This window comes from Halobellus rufus, assembly GCF_000739575.1.
GTDB classification, from domain to species: Archaea; Halobacteriota; Halobacteria; order Halobacteriales; family Haloferacaceae; genus Haloquadratum; species Haloquadratum rufum.
On sequence record NZ_BBJO01000067.1, the window covers coordinates 1 to 22,766 of the forward strand.

Here is a 22,766-nt window from a genome sequence, read left to right on the forward strand (position 1 = left end):
GGTGTAGGGAGTGTTGTGGGTTGCTCGGTCGAGCGTCGAGCGTCGAGCGGTCGGGCGTTCGAAATGAAGAGAGCCCACGAGACGCGCTGTCTCGTGGGCTCTCTGATAGTATCGTTATGAGTGGGTGGCGGCGAGTCCGTGTTCCCAGAGGATCGCTCACTCCAGTACTTGCGCACACGCTGGCAGGCTTAACTTCCGTGTTCGGGATGGGTACGGGTGGATCCCTGCCGCTGTGGCCGCCGTAATGCCGACTGATGGACTCGAACCATCTGTATCTTTCCATTCTGAAAGATACTGACCGTCGTCGGTCATTTCCGACTTCTGATGATGTGGGCTTTCAGTACCATTGTTGTGCACGCAATCCAGTTTCCGCCTGAACCCGTTCTCACACTCGTGGGAACGTCGTGGTCGTTTTCACTTCCAGTTCAGTTGTCTGACGACACCATTCTCAATGTATGAGTGTGGCTTCGGACTGTTAGTGCTCGCGGGCTTAACACTTCGTTGCCTCAGTGCGTACACCCCGAGTCTATCGAACTCGTCTTCTACGAGTGTCCTCGGCGGTACTTCTTTTTGAGGTGGGTTTCGAGCTTAGATGCGTTCAGCTCTTACCCCGTGGTGCGTGGCTGCTCGGCATCTGCCCTCTCGGACAACCGATACACCAGCGGCACCCAATCGTAGTTCCTCTCGTACTATACGATCGTTCCTCTCAAGTACCAATACACCCCCAATAGATAGCAGCCGACCTGTCTCACGACGGTCTAAACCCAGCTCACGACCTCCTTTAATAGGCGAACAACCTCACCCTTGCCTGCTTCTGCACAGGCAGGATGGAGGGAACCGACATCGAGGTAGCAAGCCACTCGGTCGATATGTGCTCTTGCGAGTGACGACTCTGTTATCCCTAAGGTAGCTTTTCTGTCATCAACGGGCCCCATCCAGGAGCCTCGTTGGTTCGCTAGACCACGCTTTCGCGTCAGCGATCCTCGTTGGGAAGATCACTGTCAGACTTCCGTGTGCTCTTGCGCTCTTCTCCGGGTTTCCGACCCGGGTGAGGAAATCTTCGGGCGCGCTCGATATCTTTTCGAGCGCGTACCGCCCCAGTCAAACTGCCCGGCTACCGGTGTCCTCCGCCAGGAGTGAGAGTCGCAGTCACTAACGGGTAGTATTTCACTGATGCCTCGGTGGCCCGCTAGCGCGGGTACCTGTGTAACGGCTCCTACCTATGCTGCACATCAGCGACCACGTCTCAGCGACAGCCTGCAGTAAAGCTCTATAGGGTCTTCGCTTCCCCTTGGGGGTCTCCAGACTCCGCACTGGAACGTACAGTTCACCGGGCCCAGCGTTGGGACAGTGACGCTCTCGTTGATCCATTCATGCAAGCCGCTACTGAAGCGGCAAGGTACTACGCTACCTTAAGAGGGTCATAGTTACCCCCGCCGTTGACGGGTCCTTCGTCCTCTTGTACGAGGTGTTCAGATACCCGCACTGGGCAGGATTCAGTGACCGTACGAGTCCTTGCGGATTTGCGGTCACCTATGTTGTTACTAGACAGTCGGAGCGTCCGAGTCACTGCGACCTGCTCGGTGAAAAGCAGGCATCCCTTCTTCCGAAGGTACGGGACTAACTTGCCGAATTCCCTAACGCCGGTTGCTCCCGACGGACCTTGGCTTTCTCTGCCTGAGCACCTGTGTCGGATCTCGGTACGATCATCGTACGTCTTTTCACGGGCTCTCGGTACCAACGACTTGCGCTATCTCGCGTTTCGATCGCTTCGTGCCGTTACGGCGTCCACGATCTTCCACGATTCGACGGGGCGAAGGCCCCGCTCGTTGTTTCCCAAAGCGTCGACATTAGTGTACGATGGCACTGGAATATTAACCAGTTTCCCGTTTGTCTCAGTCGAGTTACGGTGAGACTTAGGATCGGCTAACCCTCGGCTGATTGGCAGTGCCGAGGAACCCTTGCTCGTAAGGTCGTCGGGGTTCTCACCCGACTCTCGCTGCTACTGTGACCAGGATTTTCGTTACTAAGCGGTCCACACGAGTTCTCACCCGCGCTTCCGCCCGCTCAGTACGCCAAGCCTACTAGGTCGTCCGATCAAGGACGCTGCCAGGTCTCGGTGGTAGATTTGAGCCCCGATCATTTTGGGCGCCTCGAACCTCGGCCGGTAAGCTGTTACGCTTTTCTTAGAGGGTAGCTGCTTCTAAGCTCACCTCCCGGCTGTTTAGGGCTCGAGACCACCTTCGGTTGCACTTAATCTACACTTGGGGACCTTAACCCGGCTCTGGGTTGTCTCCCTCACGGTACACAGGCTTACCCCGCATACCGGATTCCCAACGTCTTCGACGTCTGCAAGTTCGGAGTTTGACAGGACGGCCGACTCCTCTCGGAGGCGGGTCGTCCAATCGGTCGCTCTACCTCGCAGACTATCTCAGTTGAGGTCATGCTTCGACATGTTTCGGCTGGAACCAGCTGTTGCCGAGTTCGATGGGCCTTTCACCCCTACGCACGGGTCACGAGAGGGTATTGTAGGACACCAACTCTTGCAGGCCTCCACGCAGCTTTCGCCACGCTTCACCTTGTCCGCGCGTAGATCACTCGGTTTCGGGTCGCATCCTCGTGACTCCCCGCGCTTGAACACGGCGGCCCTGGTCTCGAATGAGACTGCGGCCATATCGGTTTCCCTGTGCCTGCCCGGATACTCCGGTTAGGCTTGCCACGATGATGCACTCCCTGGGTCGTTTTTCAAAACGCACGACGCGACATCGGCTTCCTCGAAGTCCTACTGGTGGGTCGCCCCACGGTCGTTTATTCGAGGACCTTGTATGCCTCGTCGTTCTATCACTGACTGAGTTCAGGCCCTATTGCACCGCCCTGTTCGGGGTGCTTTTCAGCGTTCGCTCACGCTACTTGTTCGCTATCGGTCTCGAGGAGTGTTGAGTCTTTGCAGTTGATGCCTGCAGTATTCACGAGGGATATCCAACCCTCGATACTCTGGAGGTAGTCCGGGATCGGCGCGACCGGATACGGGACTGTCACCCTGTATCGTACTCTGTTCCAAGAGATTTCTCCGGTGTTGCTGATCCGTTATGACTAGTCCGAACACCACATTTCCTTACGGATTCGGTTTGGACTGTGTCGCGTTCACTCGCGGTTACTAACGACATCGCTTTTGCTTTTTGTTCCTGCTCCTACTGAGATGTTTCAATTCGGAGCGTTCCCCATTGCGCGAAGCAATTGCGGTGGGGATTCCCATTCGGAGATCCCGAGTTCTTAGTCTCCGTGCGACTCCCTCGGGCTTTTCGCAGCTTGGCACGTCCGTCGTCGGCTCTCGAGCCGAGCCATTCACCAGCCAGTACAGTAGCCAGTTTGAGTGTCGTCTTCGTTCTGTCACTGTTGTGGTAGTGATCTGTGACGTCCACAGTTAGATCCGTTCTCACGCGGTGTGAGAACGGGTTCAGTGGGCGTCTGGATTGCGTGCGTACAATGGTCGTCATTGAACGTCCGGTGGCGTCCGGAGCGTCCGTCGAACCCTTCCCATCCGCGCTCTCGCGGGATGGTGCATCAGTTCGTGTCCAATCCAGTCGAGTGGTTTGGATCACTTAAGGGGCTCGTTTCGGTGAGCGCCCTGTGAAGTGATCGCGTGCGTCGAGTGGATTGGGTGATGGACCCGCTGGGATTTGAACCCAGGGCGTCCTCCTTGCAAAGGAGGTGCTCTACCGCTGAGCTACGGGCCCGTGTTAGCCTTGGTGGTTCTTAGGTGCCTGTCTGGCGTTCTGTTCCGTGAACGGTCCGCGCGATGAGTGAAAGTGAGCCAGGCGCGACGGCCTGGTCTCGGTCTGTAGGAGGTGATCCAGCCGCAGATTCCCCTACGGCTACCTTGTTACGACTTAAGCCCCCTTGCGAAGCCCAGATTCGACCATCTTGCGATGGCCTCATCCGGACCTCACTCGGGTGCTTTGACGGGCGGTGTGTGCAAGGAGCAGGGACGTATTCACCGCACTCTTGTGAAATGCGATTACTACCGAATCCAGCTTCATGAGGACGAGTTTCAGTCCTCAATCCGAACTACGATCGAGTTTCGGAGATTAGCGCCCTCTTTCGAGGTTGCAACCCATTGTCTCGACCATTGTAGCCCGCGTGTAGCCCAGCCCATTCGGGGCATACTGACCTACCGTTGCCCATTCCTTCCTCCAGTTTGGCACTGGCAGTCCTCCTAATGTACCCAGCCAGTCGAGACTGCTGCTGGCAATTAGGAGTGTGGGTCTCGCTCGTTGCCTGACTTAACAGGACGCCTCACGGTACGAGCTGACGGCGGCCATGCACCTCCTCTCTACAGCGTCGTGGCGAGGTCATCAACCTGACCGTCATTACTGTAGTCGGGGCTGGTGAGATGTCCGGCGTTGAGTCCAATTAAACCGCAGGCTCCTCCGGTTGTAGTGCTCCCCCGCCAATTCCTTTAAGTTTCATCCTTGCAGACGTACTTCCCAGGCGGTTCGCTTCTCGGCTTCCCTACGGCACAGCACAGGCGCGTAGCCTGTGCCACACCTAGCGAACATCGTTTACGGCTAGGACTACCCGGGTATCTAATCCGGTTCGAGACCCTAGCTTTCGTCCCTCACTGTCGGATCCGTCTTCTCGAGGTGCTTTCGCCATCGGTGGTCCGTCCGGGATTACGGGATTTCACTCCTACCCCGGACGTACCCCTCGAGCCTTCCGGTCCCAAGCCCTGAAGTTTCCGCCGGACGCCCACTCGTTGAGCGAGTGGATTTCCCGACGGACTTTCAGGGCCAGCTACGGACGCTTTAGGCCCAATAAGATTGGCCATCACTTGAGCTGCCGGTATTACCGCGGCGGCTGGCACCGGTCTTGCCCAGCTCTTATTCGTGTACCGCCCTACGGTACACAAAAGCGAGGACGATATGCCCTCGCACTCGGAGTCCCCTTATCGCACTGTCGTGCAGTGTAAAGGTTTCGCGCCTGCTGCGCCCCGTAGGGCCCGGAATCTTGTCTCAGATTCCGTCTCCGGGCTCTTGCTCTCACAACCCGTACCGATTATGGGCACGGTGGGCCGTTACCCCACCGTCTACCTAATCGGCCGCAGCCTCATCCTACAGCGCTAACGCGTTTGTGACTCCCCGTGTTCATCCGTGGGAGTTGTATACTGAATTAGCCTCAGTTTCCCGAGGTTGTTCAGTTCTGTAGGGTAGATTGGCCACGTGTTACTGAGCTTTCCGCCACGAGTGTGAACTCGTGCGACTAGCATGGCTAAATCGGACTCCGATAGCAATGGCCTCCGGCAGGATCAACCGGAATGGGTTCCTCCCGTGTGTGGGAGGAGGGTGGCGGGATTTCTCTTCCGAGTGGAAGAGAGATCACCAATCATTGCGTGGTCCGTTCAGTGGTTCAGTAGACACCAGACAGGTGTCACCGAACCACCAAGGCTAACATCAGATCCCATCTGTACGGCGGACCGCAGGGGTGGAATCCTCATCTCTTGCGGACATAAGCGTACGTCGGATGGAGCCATAAAGGCACCGGTCCGCGTCGCCTGCCGACCGAAGTCGGCGTGTCCGAGTGGGCGCGGGGTTGAACCGCACCCAGTCGCGGTGTGTCGTTCGCATTCATCCGAAACCGACTCGAACACTTAAGCCCGTCGTATCGCCCTCGGCCCGAGAACGGGACGAGGGCGGACGGGGGTTCGAGGTGTTCCGTCGTAGATCCCGTCCGGGGCGTCCCGGGCGGGCTTCCGCGTATTTCTACGAATGCCGGGGTAACATAAAAGGCCGTCGAACCGTCCCCGCCTCGTTATGCGATTTCACACCGAGGCCAGACAAAAATGAACGAGGGTCGCTAGTCCCAAGCCGGATCGACGAGCAGCCGACACGCTCGTCAGGAACGAGGGCGGACGCGTCGCTCAGTCATCGGGTAACGCCACGAAGTCGTGTTGCGCGGTCGGAGGCCGACACGTCATCCCTCGCGTGTCGCGTCCGGTCAGGTCGGGTGGTAACCGCGCGGACGTACGTCGTCCCGGTACGCGGAAAGTGATATCGGAACCGACTGAGAAGAGAGAACGGCAATCGAGATGCGAAGCGCGGCCCTACTCGAACGGAGGGCTGCCGCCTCGCGCGGGGAGTGAGTTATTTATCGATGTGTTCGATGCCCTGCTTCGCTACGTTTCCTCTGGTCACTTCCGACACCTCGTTCTGCTGCATCCAGCCGGGCTTGTCGTTCGGAGCGGTGTCGCGCCACGCCCACGCATCGTACACGTGTACGCGGTCGGTCCCCCGTTCGAGCAGGCGGATCTCGGTCGGATCCGCCTTCGCCTCGTCTTCCGACTCGTAGGACTCGTACCCTTCGAGCCGACGGGCGGCTTTGAGTGCCGCCTGACGCGGCATCCGTCCGGTGAACTGTTTGGTCTTTTCGCCGTCCTCGAGCATCACGAAGTTCCGTTTGCCGTCCTCTCGTACCATCGATATGTACCTCTATGCGAAGGATACACACAGTCTGGCATAAATATATCGGCAAAAATCGACTGCAGCGCCGGGGTCGGGGGGTGGATCGGGCGAACGACGCCCCCACAGAAGCGTTTGCGAGTCGTCACCCGACCGCACGACGAGGTCGGAGGAAGACTCAGTCGCAAACGACTGCGGCCCGCGGGCGCGCGGAACGTAAGCCCCGCCGACGGTGATTCGTGTCCGTCAGCCGAGCACGAGTGCGAATATTGCCGTCGGACCGACGTCAACGTCAGCGATTCGGGAGGAATCGAAGCAAAGCGTAAACAACACTTATGTATGTGCTGTGGCGAACCAACGGCTAGACAGCTCCGATGGTTCGGAAAAAGAAGCTCAGCCCGAGTGGCGCGAAAGACGAGGACGGCGAGTACCACAACGTACACGTCAACCTTCACGAAGACGAACTCGCCGTAGCCGGGATGGAGATCGGCGACGAGGTGTTCGTTCGGGTCCGAGACGGCAAGATCATCATCCAGAAGGCGGACCCGGACGCCGTCGAACACGACTTCTGAGCACGCGATGATCCGAGGAACTGACCGCTCGGCACCGACCCGCCGGACGAGCCACACCCCGCCCGAGAGCCCCCCGTGATCCGCGCGGCCTACCGCGCGGTCCGGCCGCTGCTGTTCTCGCTGCCCGCCGAGACCGCCCACGGCGCGGTCCACCGCGGACTGCGCGCGGTCCAACACACGCCGATCGAGGACCGCCTCCGCGACAGCCTCGTCGTCGACGACGACAGACTCGCCGTCGACGCCTTCGGGCAGTCCTTCTCGAACCCCATCGGCGTCGCCGCCGGATTCGACAAGAACGCCGAACTTCCCTCGGTCCTCGGCGCGCTCGGCTTCGGCCACGTCGAGGTCGGCGGCGTCACCGCGCACCCGCAGCCGGGCAACCCGCGCCCGCGGATGTTCCGACTCGTCGAAGACCGGGCCATCGTCAACCGGATGGGGCTCAACAACGAGGGCGCGGCGGCCGTCGGCGAGCGCCTCCGGACGAGCCCCGACCCGGGGATCCCCGTCGGCGTCAACGTCGCGCTCTCGGAGGCGACCGACGCCGAAGACGCGCCCGCTGACTACCGCGACACCTACGAGCACGTCGCCGACGTCGCCGACTACCTCGCGGTCAACGTCTCCTGTCCCAACAGCGAGGGGATGCGCGAACTCCAGAACCGCGACTCCCTGGAGGCGATCCTCGGCGAACTGGTCGACGCCGGAGCCGACCCCCTCCTCGTGAAGCTCTCGCCGGACCTCCCGGAGCCCGCGGTCGAGGACGCCCTCGCCGTCGTCGACGACTTCGACCTCGACGGCGTCATCGCGACCAACACGACGACGGACCGGCCCGACGGCCTCCGCAGTCCGAAACGAGCCGAGAAGGGCGGCCTCTCCGGAAAGCCGATCGAGGGCCGCGCGACCGAGATGGTCCGCTTCGTCGCCGAGCGGACGGACGTCCCCGTCGTCGGCGTCGGCGGGGTGTCGGACGCCGCCGGCGCGTACGCGAAGATCCGCGCGGGCGCGAGTCTCGTCCAGTTGTACACCGGTCTCGTCTACGAGGGACCGACGCTCGCGCGCGACGTCAACCGAGGACTGCTCGAACTGCTCGAAGAAGACGGCTTCCGAAGCGTCGAGGACGCCGTCGGCGCGGACCTCTGACGCGAAAACGGCCGAAAAGAGCGACGCTCAGTCGTCGCGGTGGACGATCACGATCGCGTCGTCGGCTTCGAGCATCTCGCCCTCGCCGACGTACTGCCGCTCCTCTTCGATCTCGAACATCTCCGGCTCCAACTCGACGCCCGCGACGTGGAGTTCCCCGTCGACGGTCTCGTAGTCGCCCTCCGCGAGCGCGGCCTCGATCTCCGAGACCTGACTGCCGAACTCCGGACCGACCAGCGAGTAATCGAGGTCGACGCCGGTGACGACCGACTCGATCGCCGGGCGTTCCGCGAGCGTGTCGAGTTCGCGGACGTGCATCACGCTGGAGATGTCGTCCTCGAACCCGGAGACGTCGCCCCAGACGTCGACGCGGTCGAGTTCGGCGTTCATCGAGAGCTGTTCGTCGCTCTTGTACTTCCGCAGCGCGCCCACGACGGCCATCGCCGTCTCGCCGGCGTCGACGTCGGCCTCGACGCCGAGCGGTTCGGGCCACCCGCTCGTGTGGACGCTCTCGCGTTCCCCGTGCATATCGTGCCAGAGCTCCTCGGTCGCGTGCGCGAGGATCGGCGAGAAGAGCTTCAGGAACCGGCGGTGCGCGACGTCGAGCGTGTACGCCGCCGAGGCGTCGCCGTCGTTCTCGCGGACGCGCTGCTTGGCTATCTCGAGGTAGTCGTCGCAGAACGTGTGCCAGAAGAACCCGCGGAGGCCGTCCCGGGCCTTCGAGAACTCGCGGCGCTCGAACAGGTCGGTGACGCGCTCGATCTCCTGATCCAGTTCCGCGAGCAGCCAGCGGTCCAGTTGCGTGAGGTCGTCGTGGTCGAACTCCGCGGGCGCGTCCTCGGTCAGGCTCTCGACGAGCTTCGAGGCGTTCCAGAGCTTCCGGAGGAGCTTCTCGCCCGCGCGGAGGCCCTTCTCCGAGTACGGGAGGTCGTCGCCGACGGCCGATCCGGCGGCCCAGTAGCGCGCGGCGTCGACGGGGAACTTCGAGACGACCTCGTCCGGCGAGACGACGTTGCCCTTCGATTTCGACATCTTTTCCCTATTTTCGTCGAGCACCATCCCGTTGATCATCACGCTGTCGAACGGCACCTCGCCGGTGTGCTCGTAGCACTTGACGACCGTGTGGAACAGCCAGAATGAGATGATGTCGTGACCCTGCGGGCGGAGGTCGAACTGGTAGAGTTCGGGGTTCTCGAAGGAGTATCCGTCTTCTTCGTCCCAGTCCCAGCCCGCGTTGATGAGCGGCGTGAGAGAGGAGGTCGCCCACGTGTCGAAGACGTCGTTCTCGGGTTCGAACTCGTCGTGGCCGCACTCGGGGCAGGCGTCGACCGGCGGCTCGTCGCTCAGGGGGTCGACCGGGAGCGACTCCTTCTCCGCGAGCACGACGTGCTCGCAGTCGGCGCAGTACCAGACCGGGAACGGGATGCCCGAGGAGCGCTGCCGGGAGATGGCCCAGTCCCACTGGAGCCCCTCGATCCAGTTCTTGTATCTGGTGAACATCTTCTCGGGGTACCAGTCCATCTCGCGACCGGCCTGCAGGTACTCCTCGCGCTTGTCGAGCAGTTCGATGTACCACTGGTCCTTCACGAGGAACTCGACGCTCGTCCCGCAGCGCTCGTGGACGTTCACCGTGTGCGTGATCGACCGGCGGTCCAGCAGCGCGCCCGCCTCGTCGAGGTCCTCGACGATCGCCTCGCGGGCCTCCTCGGACGACAGCCCCGCGTACTCGCCGGCGACGTCGGTCAGCGTACCCGACTCGTCGATGGCGATCCGGAGGTCGAGATCGTGCGCCTGGTACCACTCGATGTCGGTCTGGTCGCCGAACGTACAGCACATCACGATCCCCGAGCCGGTCTCCATATCGACCCGCTCGTCCGCGATGATCGGGACCTCCTGATCGAACAGCGGGATCCGCGCGGTCTCGCCGACGAGGTACTGGTTCTCGTCGTCGTCGGGGTGGACGAAGACGGCGACGCAGGCGGGCAGAAGCTCGGGGCGGGTCGTCGAGATGGTGAACGTCTCGCCGTCCGCGACGTCGGGGTTCTCGCTCTCGACGACCTCGAAGGCGATGTCGTGGAAATGACTCGGCTGTTCGTCGTCCTCGGTCTCGACCTGCGAGATCGCCGTCTCGCACTCGGGGCACCAGATCGCCGGCGCGCGCTGGCGGTACTCGCGGCCCTGCTCGTAGAGGTCGATGAAGGAGAGCTGTGAGATCCGCTGGACCTCCGGGGAGATCGTCTGATACGTCTGCTCCCAGTCGATCGAGATGCCGAGGCTCTGCATCTTCTCGGTGAACTCCGCCTCGTACTGCTGGCAGACCTCCCGAGTCATCCGCTGGAACTCGCGGCGCTCGTAGTCCTGGTGGCGCACGTCGAGTTCCTCTTCTGCCAATCGCTCGGAGGCGATGCCGTTGTCGTCGTAGCCGAACGGGAAGTAGACGTCCTTTCCGCGCATCCGGTTGAACCGAGCGACGAAGTCCTGCAGCGTGAAGCCGTAGACGTGGCCCCAGTGCAGGCTTCCCGATACCGTCGGCGGCGGGGAGTCGATCGAGAAGGCGGTGTCGGGGTCGTCCGCGCTCCCCTCGTAGGCGTAGGTCTCGTCGTCGACCCACCGCTCTTGCCACTTCTGCTCGACGGTTTCGGGGTCGTATTCTCCGCTCGGCATTCTCGGGCGAAAATACCGGCGGGAGGGCTGTTAAGTCACTCGATTACCCGGACGGCCGAAAAGGCGAGGGGGGCCTACTCGCCGCCGAGCGCCGCGAGGTCGAACTCGAAGGCCGCGACCGGCAGTTCGAGGTCGTGCTCGACGAGCACCTTCGGGTGCAGTTCGCCGACGACGCCGGCAGATTCACCGTCGATCTCGACGGCGGCGACGCGCCCGTCGATGAACGAGGGGTGCTCGGTCGGCGGCGTCTCCAGCTCCACGTCGAAGTCGCGGCAGACCGCCTGCAGACGCGCCTTCGCGTCCTCGTAGGTCGCGTCGTGCCGCGCCAGCACGCCCGCGACGTGGCGGCGCTCGCGGACGCGGGTGTTCACGTCGTCGTCGCGCTCGGCGACGAGGCCGACCTCCGCAAGGTCCTGCGGGTACGCGCGATGGGTGTTGTTCTCCAAGACCATCACCAGCGACGGCAGCGCCCACGGGCGGAGGATCTCGTAGTCCTCGCTGTATGGCTCGGTGATCCGGACCGGGTCGCCGCCGCCGAGGTAGTCGCCGCCGGCCTCGACGTGCATCCGGTCGTAGGCCTCGGCCTCGCTCGTCATGTGGAAGTTCAGCAGGTCCTCGAAACCGAGACCGGTGAGGACGTTCCGCGTGGCCGCTTCGAGCCGCGAGCGCTCGTGGCGACCCCCGACGGTCCCCACGTCGGGGTACCGGGGTTCGAGTTCGTCGAAGCCGTACGCGCGTCCGACGTCGTCGATGAGGTCCAGCGGGTGCAGGACGTCGACGCGGTACGGCGGGATCGACACCTCGTAGGTCGTGCTGACGTTGTCCTCGGCGTCCGCGACGACCGCGTCGAGCCCGGAGCGAGCGAAGAGATCGACCACCTCGTCGTCCGTGAACTCGACGCCGAGCATCGTCTCGATGCGGTCGTGAGTGACCGACTTGGTCTCGACGTCGAAGTCCGGGCGGACGAGCGTTCGCTCGCCCTCCGGCGACGACGCGCCGTACTCGATCTCGACCTCCTCGATCGTCGCGCCGCGCGCGGAGAGCGCGTAGCAGATGATGTTGCACATCCGGTCGATCGTCCACTGATCCGTGCCCGTGAGTTCGACGAGCAGGTCCCGCGAGTCCGTCGAGACCTCGGTCCGGCGACCGTTGATGACCGGCGGGAACGAGAACAGCCCGAGTTCGTCGTAGATCGCCGGGTAGCGGTCGTACTCGGCGACGAGGTCGGCGTACGTCCGGCCGGTGTCGTGCTCTTCGAGCACCTCGGCGGGCGTCAGTTCCCGGTCGCTGTCGAGCGGGACGAACGTGTCGCCGTCGGGGTCGATTCCGGTGTAGGTGATGGAGTTGCCGTCTCCCTCCTCTGTCAGGGCGTCGCCCTTGATCGCGACGAGGTCGTGGATGCCGATCGCGCCCTTCGCGCGCTTGCGACCCATCGTCGCGTGGAGCTTCTCCTGCAACTGAATCAGCGAGTCCAGCGCGGCCTCGTCGAGGTCGACGCCGCGGACGATCGCGCCCGTCACGTACGGCCGCTCGTCGGGGACGTCCTCGTCGACGACGTACGTGAAGTCGGGGTCGTTGGTGTCGGGGACGGCCACGCCGCGCGCGTCGCCGTAGTGGTATCGCAGCGAGCGCGCGACGCCCTCGACCGACAGTCGGTCGAGCCGGTCGGGCCCGAACTCGAACTGCAGCAGGCCCTCCTCGGTCTCGCCCTCGTACTCCAGTCCGAGGCCGAACAGGTCGGACTTCAGTTCCTCGTCGCCCTTCTCCTCGTGGCCGGTCAGTTCCCGAAGCTCGTCGGGATCGATGTCGACGACTGGCATCAGTAAGTCACCTCCGCGCCGCGGAGGAAGTCGAGGTCCGCGAGCGTCCCGTGCAGGTCGCGGATGTCCTCCGCGCCCGTGGTGAGCATCGCGAGTCGCTCCAAGGCGAGGCCCCACGCCATCACGTCGTGCTCGACGCCGAGCGGTTCCAACACCTCGTCCCGGAACATTCCTGAATTGCCGATCTCGATCAGTTCGCCCGTCGTGGGGTGCCGCCCGAACAGCTCGAAGGACGGCTCCGTGTAGGGGTTGTAGTGCGGTTTGAACTGGATGTCCGTGATCCCGAACTGCTCGTAGAACTCGACGAAGGTCCCCATCAGATCGCGAACGGAGAGGTCCTCGGCCATCACCCAGCCCTCGATCTGGAAGAATTCGAGGAGATGCGTCGCGTCGAGCGTGTCGTTGCGGTACACCTTCTCGACGGAGAAGAACCGCTGCGGCGGTTCGAGGTCGCCGACCTGGGTACCGGAGAGATAGCGCATCGACAGCGACGTGGTGTGCCCGCGCAGCGCGATGGCTCGGGCGAAGTCCTCAGACCACGGCGAGTGGTAGCCGTCGCCGTCCTCGCCGACGCCCTCGCGGTGGGCGCTCTCGACGCGGTCGACGAGGTCCTCGGGGAGGTCATCGATCGGCGGCACGTCGAGCGCGAAGCGGTCCCAGTGGGTCCGCGCCGGGTGGTCCTGCGGCATGAACAGGCAGTCGTTGATCCAGAAGTCGGCGTCGGCGTGGGGGCCGTCCATCTCCTGGAAGCCCATCCCGACGAGGACGTCCTTCACGCGCTCGGCGGTCTGGCGGAGGACGTGCGTCTTGCCGCCGCGGACCTCGGGCGCGTCGGCCTCGACGTTGTACTCGGTGAACTCGACGTCCTCCCACTCCCCGGAGGTGAGCATCTCCGGCGTCAGGCGGTCGACCGTTTCGGCGGCCTCGACGCCCTCCATCAGCGCCGTGACGCCCGCGTCGGTCAGCGTGACCGAGCGGACCGTCCGCTCGTGGCGTTCGAGGAGGTTCCGCGAGACGAGTTGATCGAGGTCCTCGTCGTCGACGTCGACGGGATCCTCACCGCCCGCGAGGGCGATCAGGGCGACCGCCTCGGGGTCGGATTCGGGGTCGGCGTCGCCGTCGGCCGCGAGTTCGCCGCTGTCGATTTCCCCGTAGCCCTTGCGCCCGAAGTTCGCCAGCGCGATGTCGACCTCGGGGCCGTCGAGTTCGGCCGCGCCGATGACGCGGCCCATCTGGACCGGTTCCTCGGCCGCGCCGGCCTCGACGGCGGCGCGGTACAGTCGTATCTCGGGCAGTCCGGCGTCGACGTACGCGCGGCCCTCCTCGGTCAGTTCGTACTCGACGGACTCGGTCTCGGTGACGTCGACGAGCCCGTCGTCGCGAAGCTCGAAGACGGCCTGCGTCGCCGTCTCCGGCTTCAGTCCGGTCTCCTCGGCGAGTCGATCGATCGGCTGTTCCTCCGTCGCGCTCGCGGCGTTCAGCACCGCGACCTGTGGTTCGGGTAGTTTCATATCGTGTGTTCTCGCGGCAGCGTCAGTCGTTGTCGCGTCTACCGACCGGCCGCCAGTTAGCAGTTCCGAAGACTGCGGATCGATCCGTCTCCGTCGAGGGGCGTCCGCGGCCGATCGGCGCGTCGGCGATCCAACCGGATCGAATCGGGCGATTTTCCCGCCGACCCCGGTGCGCCCTCGTGGGCGACAGCGCGGGACTCGGCGGCTCCGCCGCCCTCAGTCGATCCGGAAAAAGAAACCGGACCCGTCGCCGTCGGTCGGTCGTGCGTCGATACCGCGCGCGTGTGGGTCGGGTCCGGAGCGCATACGCGAGAGAGTCCGGTCGGCGAGTAAAACGGTTCCGAAAGCGTGCGAGGTGCTCACACGTGTCGCTGACGCGGCACGTGTTTATCAGGCGGGCGGTCCTAACAGAACGTATGCCCGAAGAAGTGCTGTTCAAATCCGAGAGCCGACAGAGCAGAGAGGAGATCGCCGCATACCTACGGTCGGTCGCCGACAAACTGGAGTCCGGCGAAGCCATCACCCTCAGCGCCGGCGGCGAGTCGGTGACGATGGAGCCGCCCGCGCAGCCGACGTTCGAGGTGAAGGCCGAGCGCGAGGGCCCGACGGGCGCGCCCGGCGAACTGAGCATCGAACTCGAACTGGAGTGGGACGAGGACGGCGGAGACGGCGACGCAGCAGACGGCGACCTGTCGATCGAGTAAGCGCGCGGCGGCAGCGACGGCTCAGTCGTCGCCGGGCGCGACGCCCCGGCGCGGCGATTCGAGCGTGATGTCGAGATCCGCGAGCACCGCCTCGGCCTCCTCGCGTTTCTCCTGGTGGTCTTCGAGGAACTCGCGCATCAGCTCGGCGGCCTGCTCCTTGCAGCCGCCACAGAGGCGCTCGCCGCCGACGCACTCGTCGTAGACCTCCTTCGCGAAGTCGTCGTCGTCGCCCGCGAGCAGGTAGGCGTAGAGTTCGTAGACCGGGCACTCGTCGGCTCGCCCGCCCAGTTCGCGCTGCTCCTCGGCGGTGTCGCGGCCGCCGGTCGTCGCCGATTTGACCTTGTCGTACCCCTCCTCGGGGTCGTCGAGTAGGGAGATGTGCGACGCCGGGATCGACGAGGACATCTTTCCGCCGGTGAGGCCGGTCATGAAGCGGTGGTAGATCGACGACGGCGGGACGAAGCCGTAGCCGCCGTGATCGAGTTCGATCTCCCGCGCCAACTCGTCGGCCGCCGCGGCGTCGAGGTCGAAGGCGTCGACGTGCTCGTCGTAGCGGCGCTTCTCGCCGTCGATCGCTTCGATCAGCGCCTCGAAGGCGTCCTCGGTCGCGTTGCGGTTCAGGAAGCGGACGCGGGGACGAAGCGGCTCCATCCCGCCGTTTTCGAGCTTTTCGACTGCCGAGGCGACGACGTCGTCGCCAGCGACGACGCCCAGTTCGTCCAGCGAGTCCGCCTCGCCGTCGGCGCGCTCGGCGAGCCACTCGCCGGCCTCCCCACAGCGGGGCGTGTCTGGGTCGTCGGCGTACTCCGCGCGGGCCTCGTAGACCGCGCCGACGAGCGCGCGCTCGGCGTCGTCGAGTTCGAAGCTCGCGTACGCCTCGGTCACCTTGAAGAAGCGCATCCGCGCGGCGAGGTCGCGCGCGAAGCGGACGTGCGGGTCCTGATCGGGGCCCACGGGGATGACCGTCGGCTTCGGGGAGTCCAGTTGCGGGTAGAGGATGTCGGCCATCTGCGTGACGACCGACTGCATGTGCGAGACGTTGGTCTCGCCGTCGAACCCGTAGATGCCCTGGAACTCCGAGAAGTTCGCCTTCGAGCCGAGTTCGAAGGCGAGGTCCTGCAGCTCTCGGTTGTCGGATTGGCGGTACAATTCGCCCTCCTCGGGGTCGAATCCGAGCGCGAGCAGGCTCAGGAGGTAATCGCGGGCGTGCTCGTCGATCTCCTCCCAGCTCATCCCGCGGGCGGAGTGCGCTTCGAGGTCGGCGATCAGCCCGTAGGCGTCCGCGCCCTGCGCCTGATGCCAGATGATCTCGTCGAAGACGAGCTTGTGGCCGATATGCGGGTCCCCGGTCGGCATAAAGCCCGAGAGGACCGCGGCGTCCTCGCCCTCGCGGAGCGCCTCGGCGACGGGGTCGTAGTCGCGGTGCCCGAAGATGACGCCGCGGCGCATCAGGTAGTGAGGGTTCGGGACCTCGGGGAGCACGTCGTCGAACTCCTCGATGCCGAACTCCTCGAAGAGCTTTCGGTAGTCGGAGACCGTCGAGGAACCCCAGGGGTCGAGCGCGACGTCGTCGGCACCGGCGGCGGAGTCGCTCTCTGCGCCGCCGTCGGTCGCCACCGGACGCGACTGATTGTCGGGCTCATCCTCGCGCTCGCGGGCGTCGTGGTCTCGTGTCATGGGGTCAGTCGGGCTACCGAGAGCCAGTCTATCTGGCCGTTCGCCGCGGTGAGCGCAAAAACCATTCGCTTCCGGACCCCGCCGGCCAGCCGGACGTCCAGAGAGAGGTCACGCGGGTAGAACGCGTGCCCCGGCGCGAGCACGCGCACGAGGTCCGTCGAGTGGCTCAGCGAGTCGACGTCCGTGAACTCCTCGTAGACGCGGAAGTCCGCACCGAACTTGAAGCCGCTCTTGGGGACGACTCCGCGGTCCCGGAGTGCGGCGTACGTCCGCAGCCGGCGGTCGAACCGCTCTCCCTCGACGTCGCGGCCGAGCGCGACGACCGACGCGCTCTCGACGTCGACGACGCCGCGCTCGGCGAGGTACGCGCCCTCGACGAGCGAGAGCTGTATCGGCCCCTCGTCGGCGTTGCGGCCGAACAGCCGCTGGCCGTAGAAGTGGTTCTCGTAGAGGTCGTCGGCGTCGTAGCAGACCACGCGGTCCTCCAGCAGGTCGGCGTCGACCTCGGTGGGGAGGTCGTCTCCGATGTCCGTCGCGAGGTCGTCGTCGGACGAACTGGCGGTCGCCCCCTCTGTGTCGCCGAGCGTCGGCTCGTCGTCCGTCTCGAAGTACGTCAGGTCGCCGTCCTCGTCGACGACCGCGAGGACGACCTCACCGAGCGAGGAGACCGAGACGGACTCCCGCTCGCCAACCACGCGGACCCGGTAGGCGACCTCGTCGTCCCAGGGGCCCTTCCCGCGGGGGTAGACGACGAAATCGACGTCGGTGTCGTTGGCGACGGCAGCGTCGACCCCGGGCCAGTCCTCTCGCGCGGGCGAGAGGTAGAACCCGCGGTCGCGGAGGTCCTTGTAGACCGCAAAGCGGAGCGCCGCGCCCGTCCGCACCAGAAACGCGCGGAAGTCCAGCCGCGCCTCGTCCGCCGCGTCCGGGGCGGCTTCCGCGTCCGCTTCGTCGACGACGGCGTCCAGATCCTCGCGCGAGAGGAGGTGCGCCGCCTCGACGGGTGCCAGTTCGATGCGGTTTCGATCGAGCGGGCGGCCGTACCCGCGGGCGTCGTAGAACCGCTGTCTGGCGTCGCCGCCGACGCGGACCACGCCGTCGGCCAGTGTCCCGTCCATACTCGTTCTGGGAGTCGGCGAGGACATAGGGGCTGCGATCGTACGGGAGCTACGCAACGGATCGTGACGCGGCGGACAGCAGCGTGGACACCGTCGCGGTACCACTGCAAGCCCTCGTCCGGTCGACTCGATGCGCTCGATTCTCTCCTCGTCGCTCCCGTCGCTCGCTCCTGCGGTGCTTACGTCGCGCGTCTTCGCCGACCGGGCGGCCCCTTGCGATCCCGCCCGACCGCACCGCCTCACCCTCCCCAGCCGACTCCTCGCTCACGGCGTTCGCTCGTCGCCCCTCGCGCGCCGTGGCCCCGCGACAGAGCGCGCGGCAGCACGCGCCCGAGCGTCGGGCGGGCGGTCGTAGCAGCGTTTTCGGAGGCTATCCCTCGAACCGATCGCACGTCGCGTCGAGACACCGCCGCCCGCGGGGAGTCTCGAAGACCGGCAGGCCGCACTCGCAGTCGTCGACGACGACGCCCGCGGGGATCGCGAAGGCGCTCTCGCAGTCGGGGTAGGCGTCGCACCCGGCGAGCAGGCGGCCGCCTCGGCGGATGATTCGGAGGTCGGACCCGCAGTCCGGACAGGTCCACTCGCCGTCGAACCGCTCGCGGACGGCGTCGTCGAGCGACTCACACGAGCGGTCGATGCAGATCTCGAAGGGCTCCCCGGCCTCCGCGCGGATCTTCGGCAGGCCGCAGGCGTCGCACGCGTCGTCGAGGATCGTCGCGCCCGCCGGGAGCGAGTAGCGGACGTCGGTGTCGAGCCCGCGAACGTCGCCGCCGGCGCGGACGAGTTGCTCGCCCGTCTCGGGGTGCGTGCCGACCGGAACGCCCGCCTCGGTGACGGGGTACTCGGCCCACCCCGCCGTCTCGTGGGAGGCGACGCGGAGGACTTGCTCGCCCGCGCGGGCGACGAGACCGAACCCGTCGTCGTCGGTCTCGACCGTGAGCGAATCGGGGCGCGTCAGCCACGTCACGGGCTGGTAGCCGTCGGCGTCGTGAACCAGTACCGTGCGGTCGGGCTTGACCACGACCGCGACGCGGCCGCGTTGGGTGCGGGCGCGAGCGCCCTCGAAGGTCGTCGTACAGTCGCCGGCGAAGACGCGAATCGTCTCGGACATACGGCGGGCGTGGCCCCGTCTTCGGTGATAAGGGCTCTCACGAAGCTCTTTGAACGAGGGCGGTTTGCCACCTGTATGGACGTTCCCGACGACGCGGTGTTGTTCGATATGGACGGCGTGCTGGTCGACTCCGAGACGTACTGGCACCGCTTCGAGGACGAGTGGGTGTTCGCGGAGGCGATCGAATCGGGCGACCCGGCCCACGAGGAGATCACCGGGACGCCGTACTACGAGATCTACGACTACCTGACGGAGACGTACGGGACAGCCGTGAGCAAGGACGAGTTCACCGCGAAGTACGAGGAGCGCGCGGAGTCGCTGTACGGCGAGCAGGTCGAGTTGACCGAGGGCGTCCAGGCGCTGTTCGAGGCGATCCGCGCAGACGGGCGGAAACTCGCGATCGTCTCCTCGGCGCGGCGCTCGTGGATCGACATCGTCCGCGAGCGGTTCGACCTCGACCCCCTCGATCTCGTCTTGAGCGCCGAGGAGATCGACCGACCCGGAAAGCCCGAGCCGTACATTTACGAGCACGCCGCGGCCGAGTTGGGGCTCGATCCAGCGGAGTGCGTCGTCGTCGAGGACTCGGTCAACGGCATCGAATCGGCCGTCCGCGCGGGCGCGTTCACGGTCGGCTTCCGCTCGACGCACAACGCCGAGTTGGATCTCTCGCGCGCGGACGTCGTCGTCGACGGGGGAATGGCGGAACTGCGGGACCTGCTTCTGGGCTGAGTTACCGCTCGACGTCGACCGCTCTGGTGGCCTGAACGGGATGCAGGGGCTCGTCGGGGAACGTCACCTCGACGGCGAACTCCAGTTCGTCGGCGTCCGCGCCGAAGACGCCCACCGGCACGGAGGTCGAATCCGAGAGGTACGTCTCCGTCGCCGACATCTCCACGCCGTTGACGGTCACGCGGATCCCCGCGGCCGCGCCGCCGCCGGCGTTGCGGACGGTGACGTCGCACATCGCGTTCTCGCCGGGGGCGATCCGGTCGGGAAAGTCGCCCCACGAGACCTCGATCGCGGGGAACTCGCGCGCGTTTTCGACGATGCGCGCGGCGACGCCCGCGGAGAGCCCGGCCCGTTCGAGTTCGTCGACGCCGGCGTCGACGACGTCGGCGGGACTGTGGAGCCCGCCCGTCGCGAGCGTCCGCGCCCGGTTCGGGCCGATGCCGTCGACCGCGGTGAGGCCGACCGCGTCGCGCGGGACGCCGTGTTCGACGCGCGCTTCGACCCGCCGCGCGAGGTTGGCCGCCCGGGGCCCCGAGAACTCCCCGAGGAACTCCCGGAGCGCCGAGAGCAGCCGCAGCGCGTTCTGCCGGATGATCCACGCGTCCGAGCGGAGGTCGGCTGGCGTGCTGTTCTCCATCCCCGCGTGGAGGATCGCGAGGACCTTCCGCGGGCCGTCCTCGAAGTCGGTCGCGACGTCGGAGAGCACCGCGTCGACGGCGTCGGACTCGGACTGTCGCGAGGAGACGGAGTCGAACTCCGTCGCGCCCGCGACGGTCTCGAGGATCGCGTCCGCGGAGATGGTCTCGCGCTCGCAGAGGTCGTGGAAGCGCTCGGCGGTCGCGAGCCGGAGGTAGTACTTCGAGGCGAGGCGACCGAGCGCGGTACCGCCGACCGAGAGGTCCTCGCCCATCTCGACGAAGCCGCGGGCGACGAGCGATTCGAGCGTCTCGCGTACGCGTTCGCGGAGGTTCTCGAAGTCGTACTGCGCCGGTTTCGACTTCGCGCGCTGGTAGTAGAACGTCGTCTCCAGCCACGACATCACGTCGTCGAGGTCGCGGATCGTCCCCATCGCGATCTCGGCGTTGAGGTGGGAGTCCAGATCCTCCGCCAGCCGCGACTCGATCTCCTTGCCCTCGCGCAGCAGTTTCCGGTACTTGTCGGCGTCGGCGCGGTCGCAGACGACCCAGCCGTAGCGACGTCGTCGTAGCCGGGGCGGCCCGCGCGCCCGAGCATCTGAAGGATGTCCAGCGGCGAGATGTCCACCTCGCCTTCGAGGGGGTCGTGGTACTTCGTGTCGCGGATGACGACGCAGCGCGCGGGGAGGTTCACGCCCCACGCGAGCGTCGACGTCGAGAAGAGCAACTGGATCTTGCCTTCTTTGAACCACTCCTCGACGCGGTCGCGGTCGTCCTTCGCCAGCCCCGCGTGGTGGAAGCCGACGCCGTCGGGCGCGGCCTTCGCGAGTTCGTCGTCGGCGAGTTCCTTCGCCTCGGTGTGGAAGTCGTAGTCGCCCCGCGCGCCCATCGGGATGTCGCGCTTTCCGATCTCGTCTCTCGACTTCCCGGCCGCGCGCACCGCGTCCTGTCGCGAGGAGACGAACACGAGCGCCTGCCCGCCGTCGCGGATGTGCTCCTCGGCGAGGTCCAACGCGGTGTAGAGCCGGCGGTACTTGTCGGCGAAGGCGTTGTCGCCGTGGGTGTACGTCCGCACGCCCGCGTGGAGGTCCACCGGGCGGTAGTCGTCGCCGAACTCGAAGGTCGTCTCCGGCGGCGCGTCGAGCCACGCGGCGACGTCCTCGATGTTCGGCATCGTCGCCGACAGGGCGACGACGCGGGGGTCGCAGATCCGGCGGAGTCTGGAGACGGTCACCTCGAGGACGCCGCCGCGGGTGTCCGAGTCCAGCAGGTGCACCTCGTCGATGACGCAGCAGTCGACGTCGGTGATGAAGGAGTAGCGCGCGGAGTCGTGCTTCCGGGTCGCCGAGTCGGTCTTCTCCGGCGTCATCACCAGGATGTCCGCGCGCTCGGCGCGCCGGGGGTTCAGGTCTCGCTCGCCGGTGACGACGTACACCGAGTAGCCGAGCTCCTCGAAGCGCTCCCACTCCGACTCCTTCTCGTTCGTGAGCGCGCGCAGCGGCGCGATGAAGAGCGCGGTGCCGCCGCGCTCCAGCGTCCGACAGATCGCCAGTTCCGCGAGGGCGGTCTTGCCGCTGGCGGTCGGCGCGGCGGCGACGACGTTCTCGTCGCGTTCGAGGATCGCGGGCGCGGCCTCCCGCTGCATCCGGTTGAACTCCTCGAAGCCGAACGCGTCGGCGAACTCGGGGACGACCTCTGCGACCTTCACGCGTCGCACCTCCGAGCGGGTGGGGACGTCGGCGCACCCGTCGGAACGAGATGAGTGAGGTGAGAGATCGAAGCGAAATGGGCCATACACGGGAGGGAGACCTCCGAGTGCAAAGTCGTTTCTCCATCGGCGCGACGTGGAGGTTCCACTCCCGCGACGGAGCGCGAGTCCGGCGGCGTCACTCGCCGCCGCGGCGTCGCGGGAGCACCTGCCCCCAGACGCGCTTCTCCAGCAGTCGCACCGTCATCGGCTCGCCGACCTCGATGCAACAGGAGAGCCGCGGGTAGCCGAAGCGGACGGCCGCGGCGTCGTGCCAGTGGGTCGGCTCCGGCGCGGGATCGACCTCGACGGTGCACGTCGCACAGAGTCCTCGACCGCCGCAGTTGGCGCGACGCGACACCGACCCGTACACCGGGAAGCCGCGGTCGAGCAGCGCGTCGCGCAGGACAGTGCCGCGCGCGACGTCGATGGTGGTCTCCTCGTCGCCGTCGACGACGGTGACGGGGACGCTCTCGGGCATACGTGGCGGTCGGCCTCGCGCAGCGTCAGTCTACCGGCCGGACGCGTTCGCCCGATCCCCGAATCTCATTAGCGCCCGCGTCGAACGCGGGGTATGGAAATCGAGTGCGACTTCTTCGGCCCGTTCCGCGACCGGGTCGGAACGAAGACCGTCGTCGTCGACACCGACGCCGACGCGGTCGGAGGGCTCTTGGCGGAGTTGGAGGACGCGTATCCGGAGTTAGCCGGGCGGTTGCGCGACGGCGACGAACTCGCCGGCGACGTCGTCGTGACGCTGAACGGCCGCCACGTGCAGCACCAGTCGGGGTTCGAGACGCGACTGTCCGATGGCGACGTGCTCCGGGTGACGAACGCCGTTTACGGCGGGTGAGAGGAGTCTATCGGCGGGTTCTGACTGGTCACGGGC

The 22,766-nt window shown here is 65.6% G+C and carries 13 protein-coding genes, 1 tRNA gene, 3 rRNA genes and 1 pseudogene; 5 read left to right on the plus strand and 13 right to left on the minus strand.

Annotated elements, in window-relative coordinates; genetic code table 11:
- Nucleotides 1–122: 122 nt before the first annotated feature.
- The 5 genes from rrf to ACP99_RS18150 all read right to left on the minus strand — a co-directional run bounded on the left by rrf (nt 123) and on the right by ACP99_RS18150 (nt 6,473).
- Nucleotides 123–244: ribosomal RNA gene (gene rrf, locus ACP99_RS18130) — 5S ribosomal RNA — on the minus strand.
- Between the two features lie 212 nt (nt 245–456).
- Nucleotides 457–3,373 (minus strand): 23S ribosomal RNA (locus tag ACP99_RS18135).
- A gap of 292 nt (nt 3,374–3,665) precedes the next feature.
- Nucleotides 3,666–3,737, minus strand: a tRNA-Ala gene (locus ACP99_RS18140).
- A gap of 106 nt (nt 3,738–3,843) precedes the next feature.
- Nucleotides 3,844–5,316, minus strand: a 16S ribosomal RNA gene (locus ACP99_RS18145).
- Together the 16S, 23S and 5S rRNA genes with 1 tRNA gene alongside form the textbook arrangement of a ribosomal RNA operon.
- Nucleotides 5,317–6,140: 824 nt before the next feature.
- Nucleotides 6,141–6,473 carry a non-histone chromosomal MC1 family protein gene (locus ACP99_RS18150; RefSeq protein WP_049987935.1) on the minus strand — a complete coding sequence of 111 codons (333 nt, stop codon included), beginning with the start codon at nt 6,471–6,473 and terminating at the stop codon, nt 6,141–6,143.
- Nucleotides 6,474–6,829: 356 nt separating this feature from the next.
- Between ACP99_RS18150 and ACP99_RS18155 the strand changes: the two genes are divergently transcribed.
- Both ACP99_RS18155 and ACP99_RS18160 read left to right on the plus strand, forming a co-directional pair.
- The gene (locus ACP99_RS18155; RefSeq protein ID WP_049987936.1) at nt 6,830–7,027 is read left to right on the plus strand and encodes a hypothetical protein; all 198 of its coding nucleotides are present in this window, start codon (nt 6,830–6,832) and stop codon (nt 7,025–7,027) included.
- A gap of 78 nt (nt 7,028–7,105) precedes the next feature.
- A complete protein-coding gene (locus tag ACP99_RS18160) occupies nt 7,106–8,164 on the plus strand; it encodes a quinone-dependent dihydroorotate dehydrogenase (RefSeq protein WP_049987955.1) in 1,059 nt (352 codons plus the stop codon).
- 27 nt (nt 8,165–8,191) lie between these two features.
- Here ACP99_RS18160 and ACP99_RS18165 read toward each other — a convergent pair whose 3' ends face one another.
- From ACP99_RS18165 to pheS, 3 genes are all read right to left on the minus strand, one after another.
- Complete coding sequence (locus tag ACP99_RS18165; protein WP_049987937.1) at nt 8,192–10,828, minus strand: valine--tRNA ligase; 2,637 nt, start codon at nt 10,826–10,828, stop codon at nt 8,192–8,194.
- 74 nt (nt 10,829–10,902) lie between these two features.
- Nucleotides 10,903–12,648: a phenylalanine--tRNA ligase subunit beta gene (gene pheT / locus ACP99_RS18170; RefSeq protein ID WP_049987938.1), complete on the minus strand. Its 1,746-nt coding sequence runs from the start codon at nt 12,646–12,648 to the stop codon at nt 10,903–10,905.
- The gene (gene pheS / locus ACP99_RS18175) at nt 12,648–14,159 is read right to left on the minus strand and encodes a phenylalanine--tRNA ligase subunit alpha (protein ID WP_049987939.1); all 1,512 of its coding nucleotides are present in this window, start codon (nt 14,157–14,159) and stop codon (nt 12,648–12,650) included. The genes pheT and pheS overlap by 1 nt, the downstream gene beginning before the upstream one ends.
- Before the next feature lie 416 nt (nt 14,160–14,575).
- Here pheS and ACP99_RS18180 point away from each other — a divergent pair, with 416 nt between their 5' ends.
- The gene (locus ACP99_RS18180) at nt 14,576–14,863 is read left to right on the plus strand and encodes an amphi-Trp domain-containing protein (protein ID WP_049987940.1); all 288 of its coding nucleotides are present in this window, start codon (nt 14,576–14,578) and stop codon (nt 14,861–14,863) included.
- Nucleotides 14,864–14,884: 21 nt separating this feature from the next.
- Here ACP99_RS18180 and ACP99_RS18185 read toward each other — a convergent pair whose 3' ends face one another.
- The 3 genes from ACP99_RS18185 to ACP99_RS18195 form a co-directional block, all read right to left on the minus strand.
- Nucleotides 14,885–16,540: a tryptophan--tRNA ligase gene (locus ACP99_RS18185; RefSeq protein WP_049987941.1), complete on the minus strand. Its 1,656-nt coding sequence runs from the start codon at nt 16,538–16,540 to the stop codon at nt 14,885–14,887.
- Nucleotides 16,537–17,658, minus strand: a complete 1,122-nt coding sequence (gene endA / locus ACP99_RS18190; RefSeq protein WP_049987942.1) for a tRNA-intron lyase — start codon at nt 17,656–17,658, stop codon at nt 16,537–16,539. Before endA ends, ACP99_RS18185 begins: the two co-directional genes overlap by 4 nt.
- Before the next feature lie 370 nt (nt 17,659–18,028).
- Nucleotides 18,029–18,769, minus strand: coding sequence for an endonuclease NucS domain-containing protein (locus ACP99_RS18195; protein ID WP_049987943.1), 741 nt, complete (start codon nt 18,767–18,769; stop codon nt 18,029–18,031).
- Between the two features lie 75 nt (nt 18,770–18,844).
- On the opposite strand from ACP99_RS18195, the gene ACP99_RS18200 reads away from it, so the two are divergent.
- A complete protein-coding gene (locus ACP99_RS18200) occupies nt 18,845–19,498 on the plus strand; it encodes an HAD family hydrolase (protein ID WP_049987944.1) in 654 nt (217 codons plus the stop codon).
- A 1-nt stretch (nt 19,499) separates the two neighbouring features.
- On the opposite strand, the pseudogene ACP99_RS18205 reads toward ACP99_RS18200, so the two are convergent.
- A pseudogene (locus tag ACP99_RS18205) lies at nt 19,500–21,841 on the minus strand (DEAD/DEAH box helicase).
- A gap of 178 nt (nt 21,842–22,019) precedes the next feature.
- On the minus strand, nt 22,020–22,361 hold the full coding sequence (locus ACP99_RS18210; protein WP_049987945.1) for a 2Fe-2S iron-sulfur cluster-binding protein: 342 nt from the start codon (nt 22,359–22,361) through the stop codon (nt 22,020–22,022).
- Nucleotides 22,362–22,454: 93 nt separating this feature from the next.
- Here ACP99_RS18210 and ACP99_RS18215 point away from each other — a divergent pair, with 93 nt between their 5' ends.
- Nucleotides 22,455–22,730, plus strand: a complete 276-nt coding sequence (locus ACP99_RS18215; protein WP_049987946.1) for a ubiquitin-like small modifier protein 1 — start codon at nt 22,455–22,457, stop codon at nt 22,728–22,730.
- Nucleotides 22,731–22,766 lie beyond the last annotated feature (36 nt).

What these genes read in the sequence shown, in the direction of transcription:
- ACP99_RS18185 (WP_049987941.1), bottom strand. Translation starts at nt 16,540, where the DNA reads ATGACACGAGACCACGACGCCCGCGAGCGCGAGGATGAGCCCGACAAT.
- ACP99_RS18195 (WP_049987943.1), bottom strand. Translation starts at nt 18,769, where the DNA reads ATGTCCGAGACGATTCGCGTCTTCGCCGGCGACTGTACGACGACCTTC.
- ACP99_RS18155 (WP_049987936.1), top strand. Translation starts at nt 6,830, where the DNA reads ATGGTTCGGAAAAAGAAGCTCAGCCCGAGTGGCGCGAAAGACGAGGAC.
- pheT (WP_049987938.1), bottom strand. Translation starts at nt 12,648, where the DNA reads ATGCCAGTCGTCGACATCGATCCCGACGAGCTTCGGGAACTGACCGGC.
- ACP99_RS18200 (WP_049987944.1), top strand. Translation starts at nt 18,845, where the DNA reads ATGGACGTTCCCGACGACGCGGTGTTGTTCGATATGGACGGCGTGCTG.
- ACP99_RS18150 (WP_049987935.1), bottom strand. Translation starts at nt 6,473, where the DNA reads ATGGTACGAGAGGACGGCAAACGGAACTTCGTGATGCTCGAGGACGGC.
- ACP99_RS18210 (WP_049987945.1), bottom strand. Translation starts at nt 22,361, where the DNA reads ATGCCCGAGAGCGTCCCCGTCACCGTCGTCGACGGCGACGAGGAGACC.
- ACP99_RS18180 (WP_049987940.1), top strand. Translation starts at nt 14,576, where the DNA reads ATGCCCGAAGAAGTGCTGTTCAAATCCGAGAGCCGACAGAGCAGAGAG.
- endA (WP_049987942.1), bottom strand. Translation starts at nt 17,658, where the DNA reads ATGGACGGGACACTGGCCGACGGCGTGGTCCGCGTCGGCGGCGACGCC.
- ACP99_RS18215 (WP_049987946.1), top strand. Translation starts at nt 22,455, where the DNA reads ATGGAAATCGAGTGCGACTTCTTCGGCCCGTTCCGCGACCGGGTCGGA.
- pheS (WP_049987939.1), bottom strand. Translation starts at nt 14,159, where the DNA reads ATGAAACTACCCGAACCACAGGTCGCGGTGCTGAACGCCGCGAGCGCG.
- ACP99_RS18165 (WP_049987937.1), bottom strand. Translation starts at nt 10,828, where the DNA reads ATGCCGAGCGGAGAATACGACCCCGAAACCGTCGAGCAGAAGTGGCAA.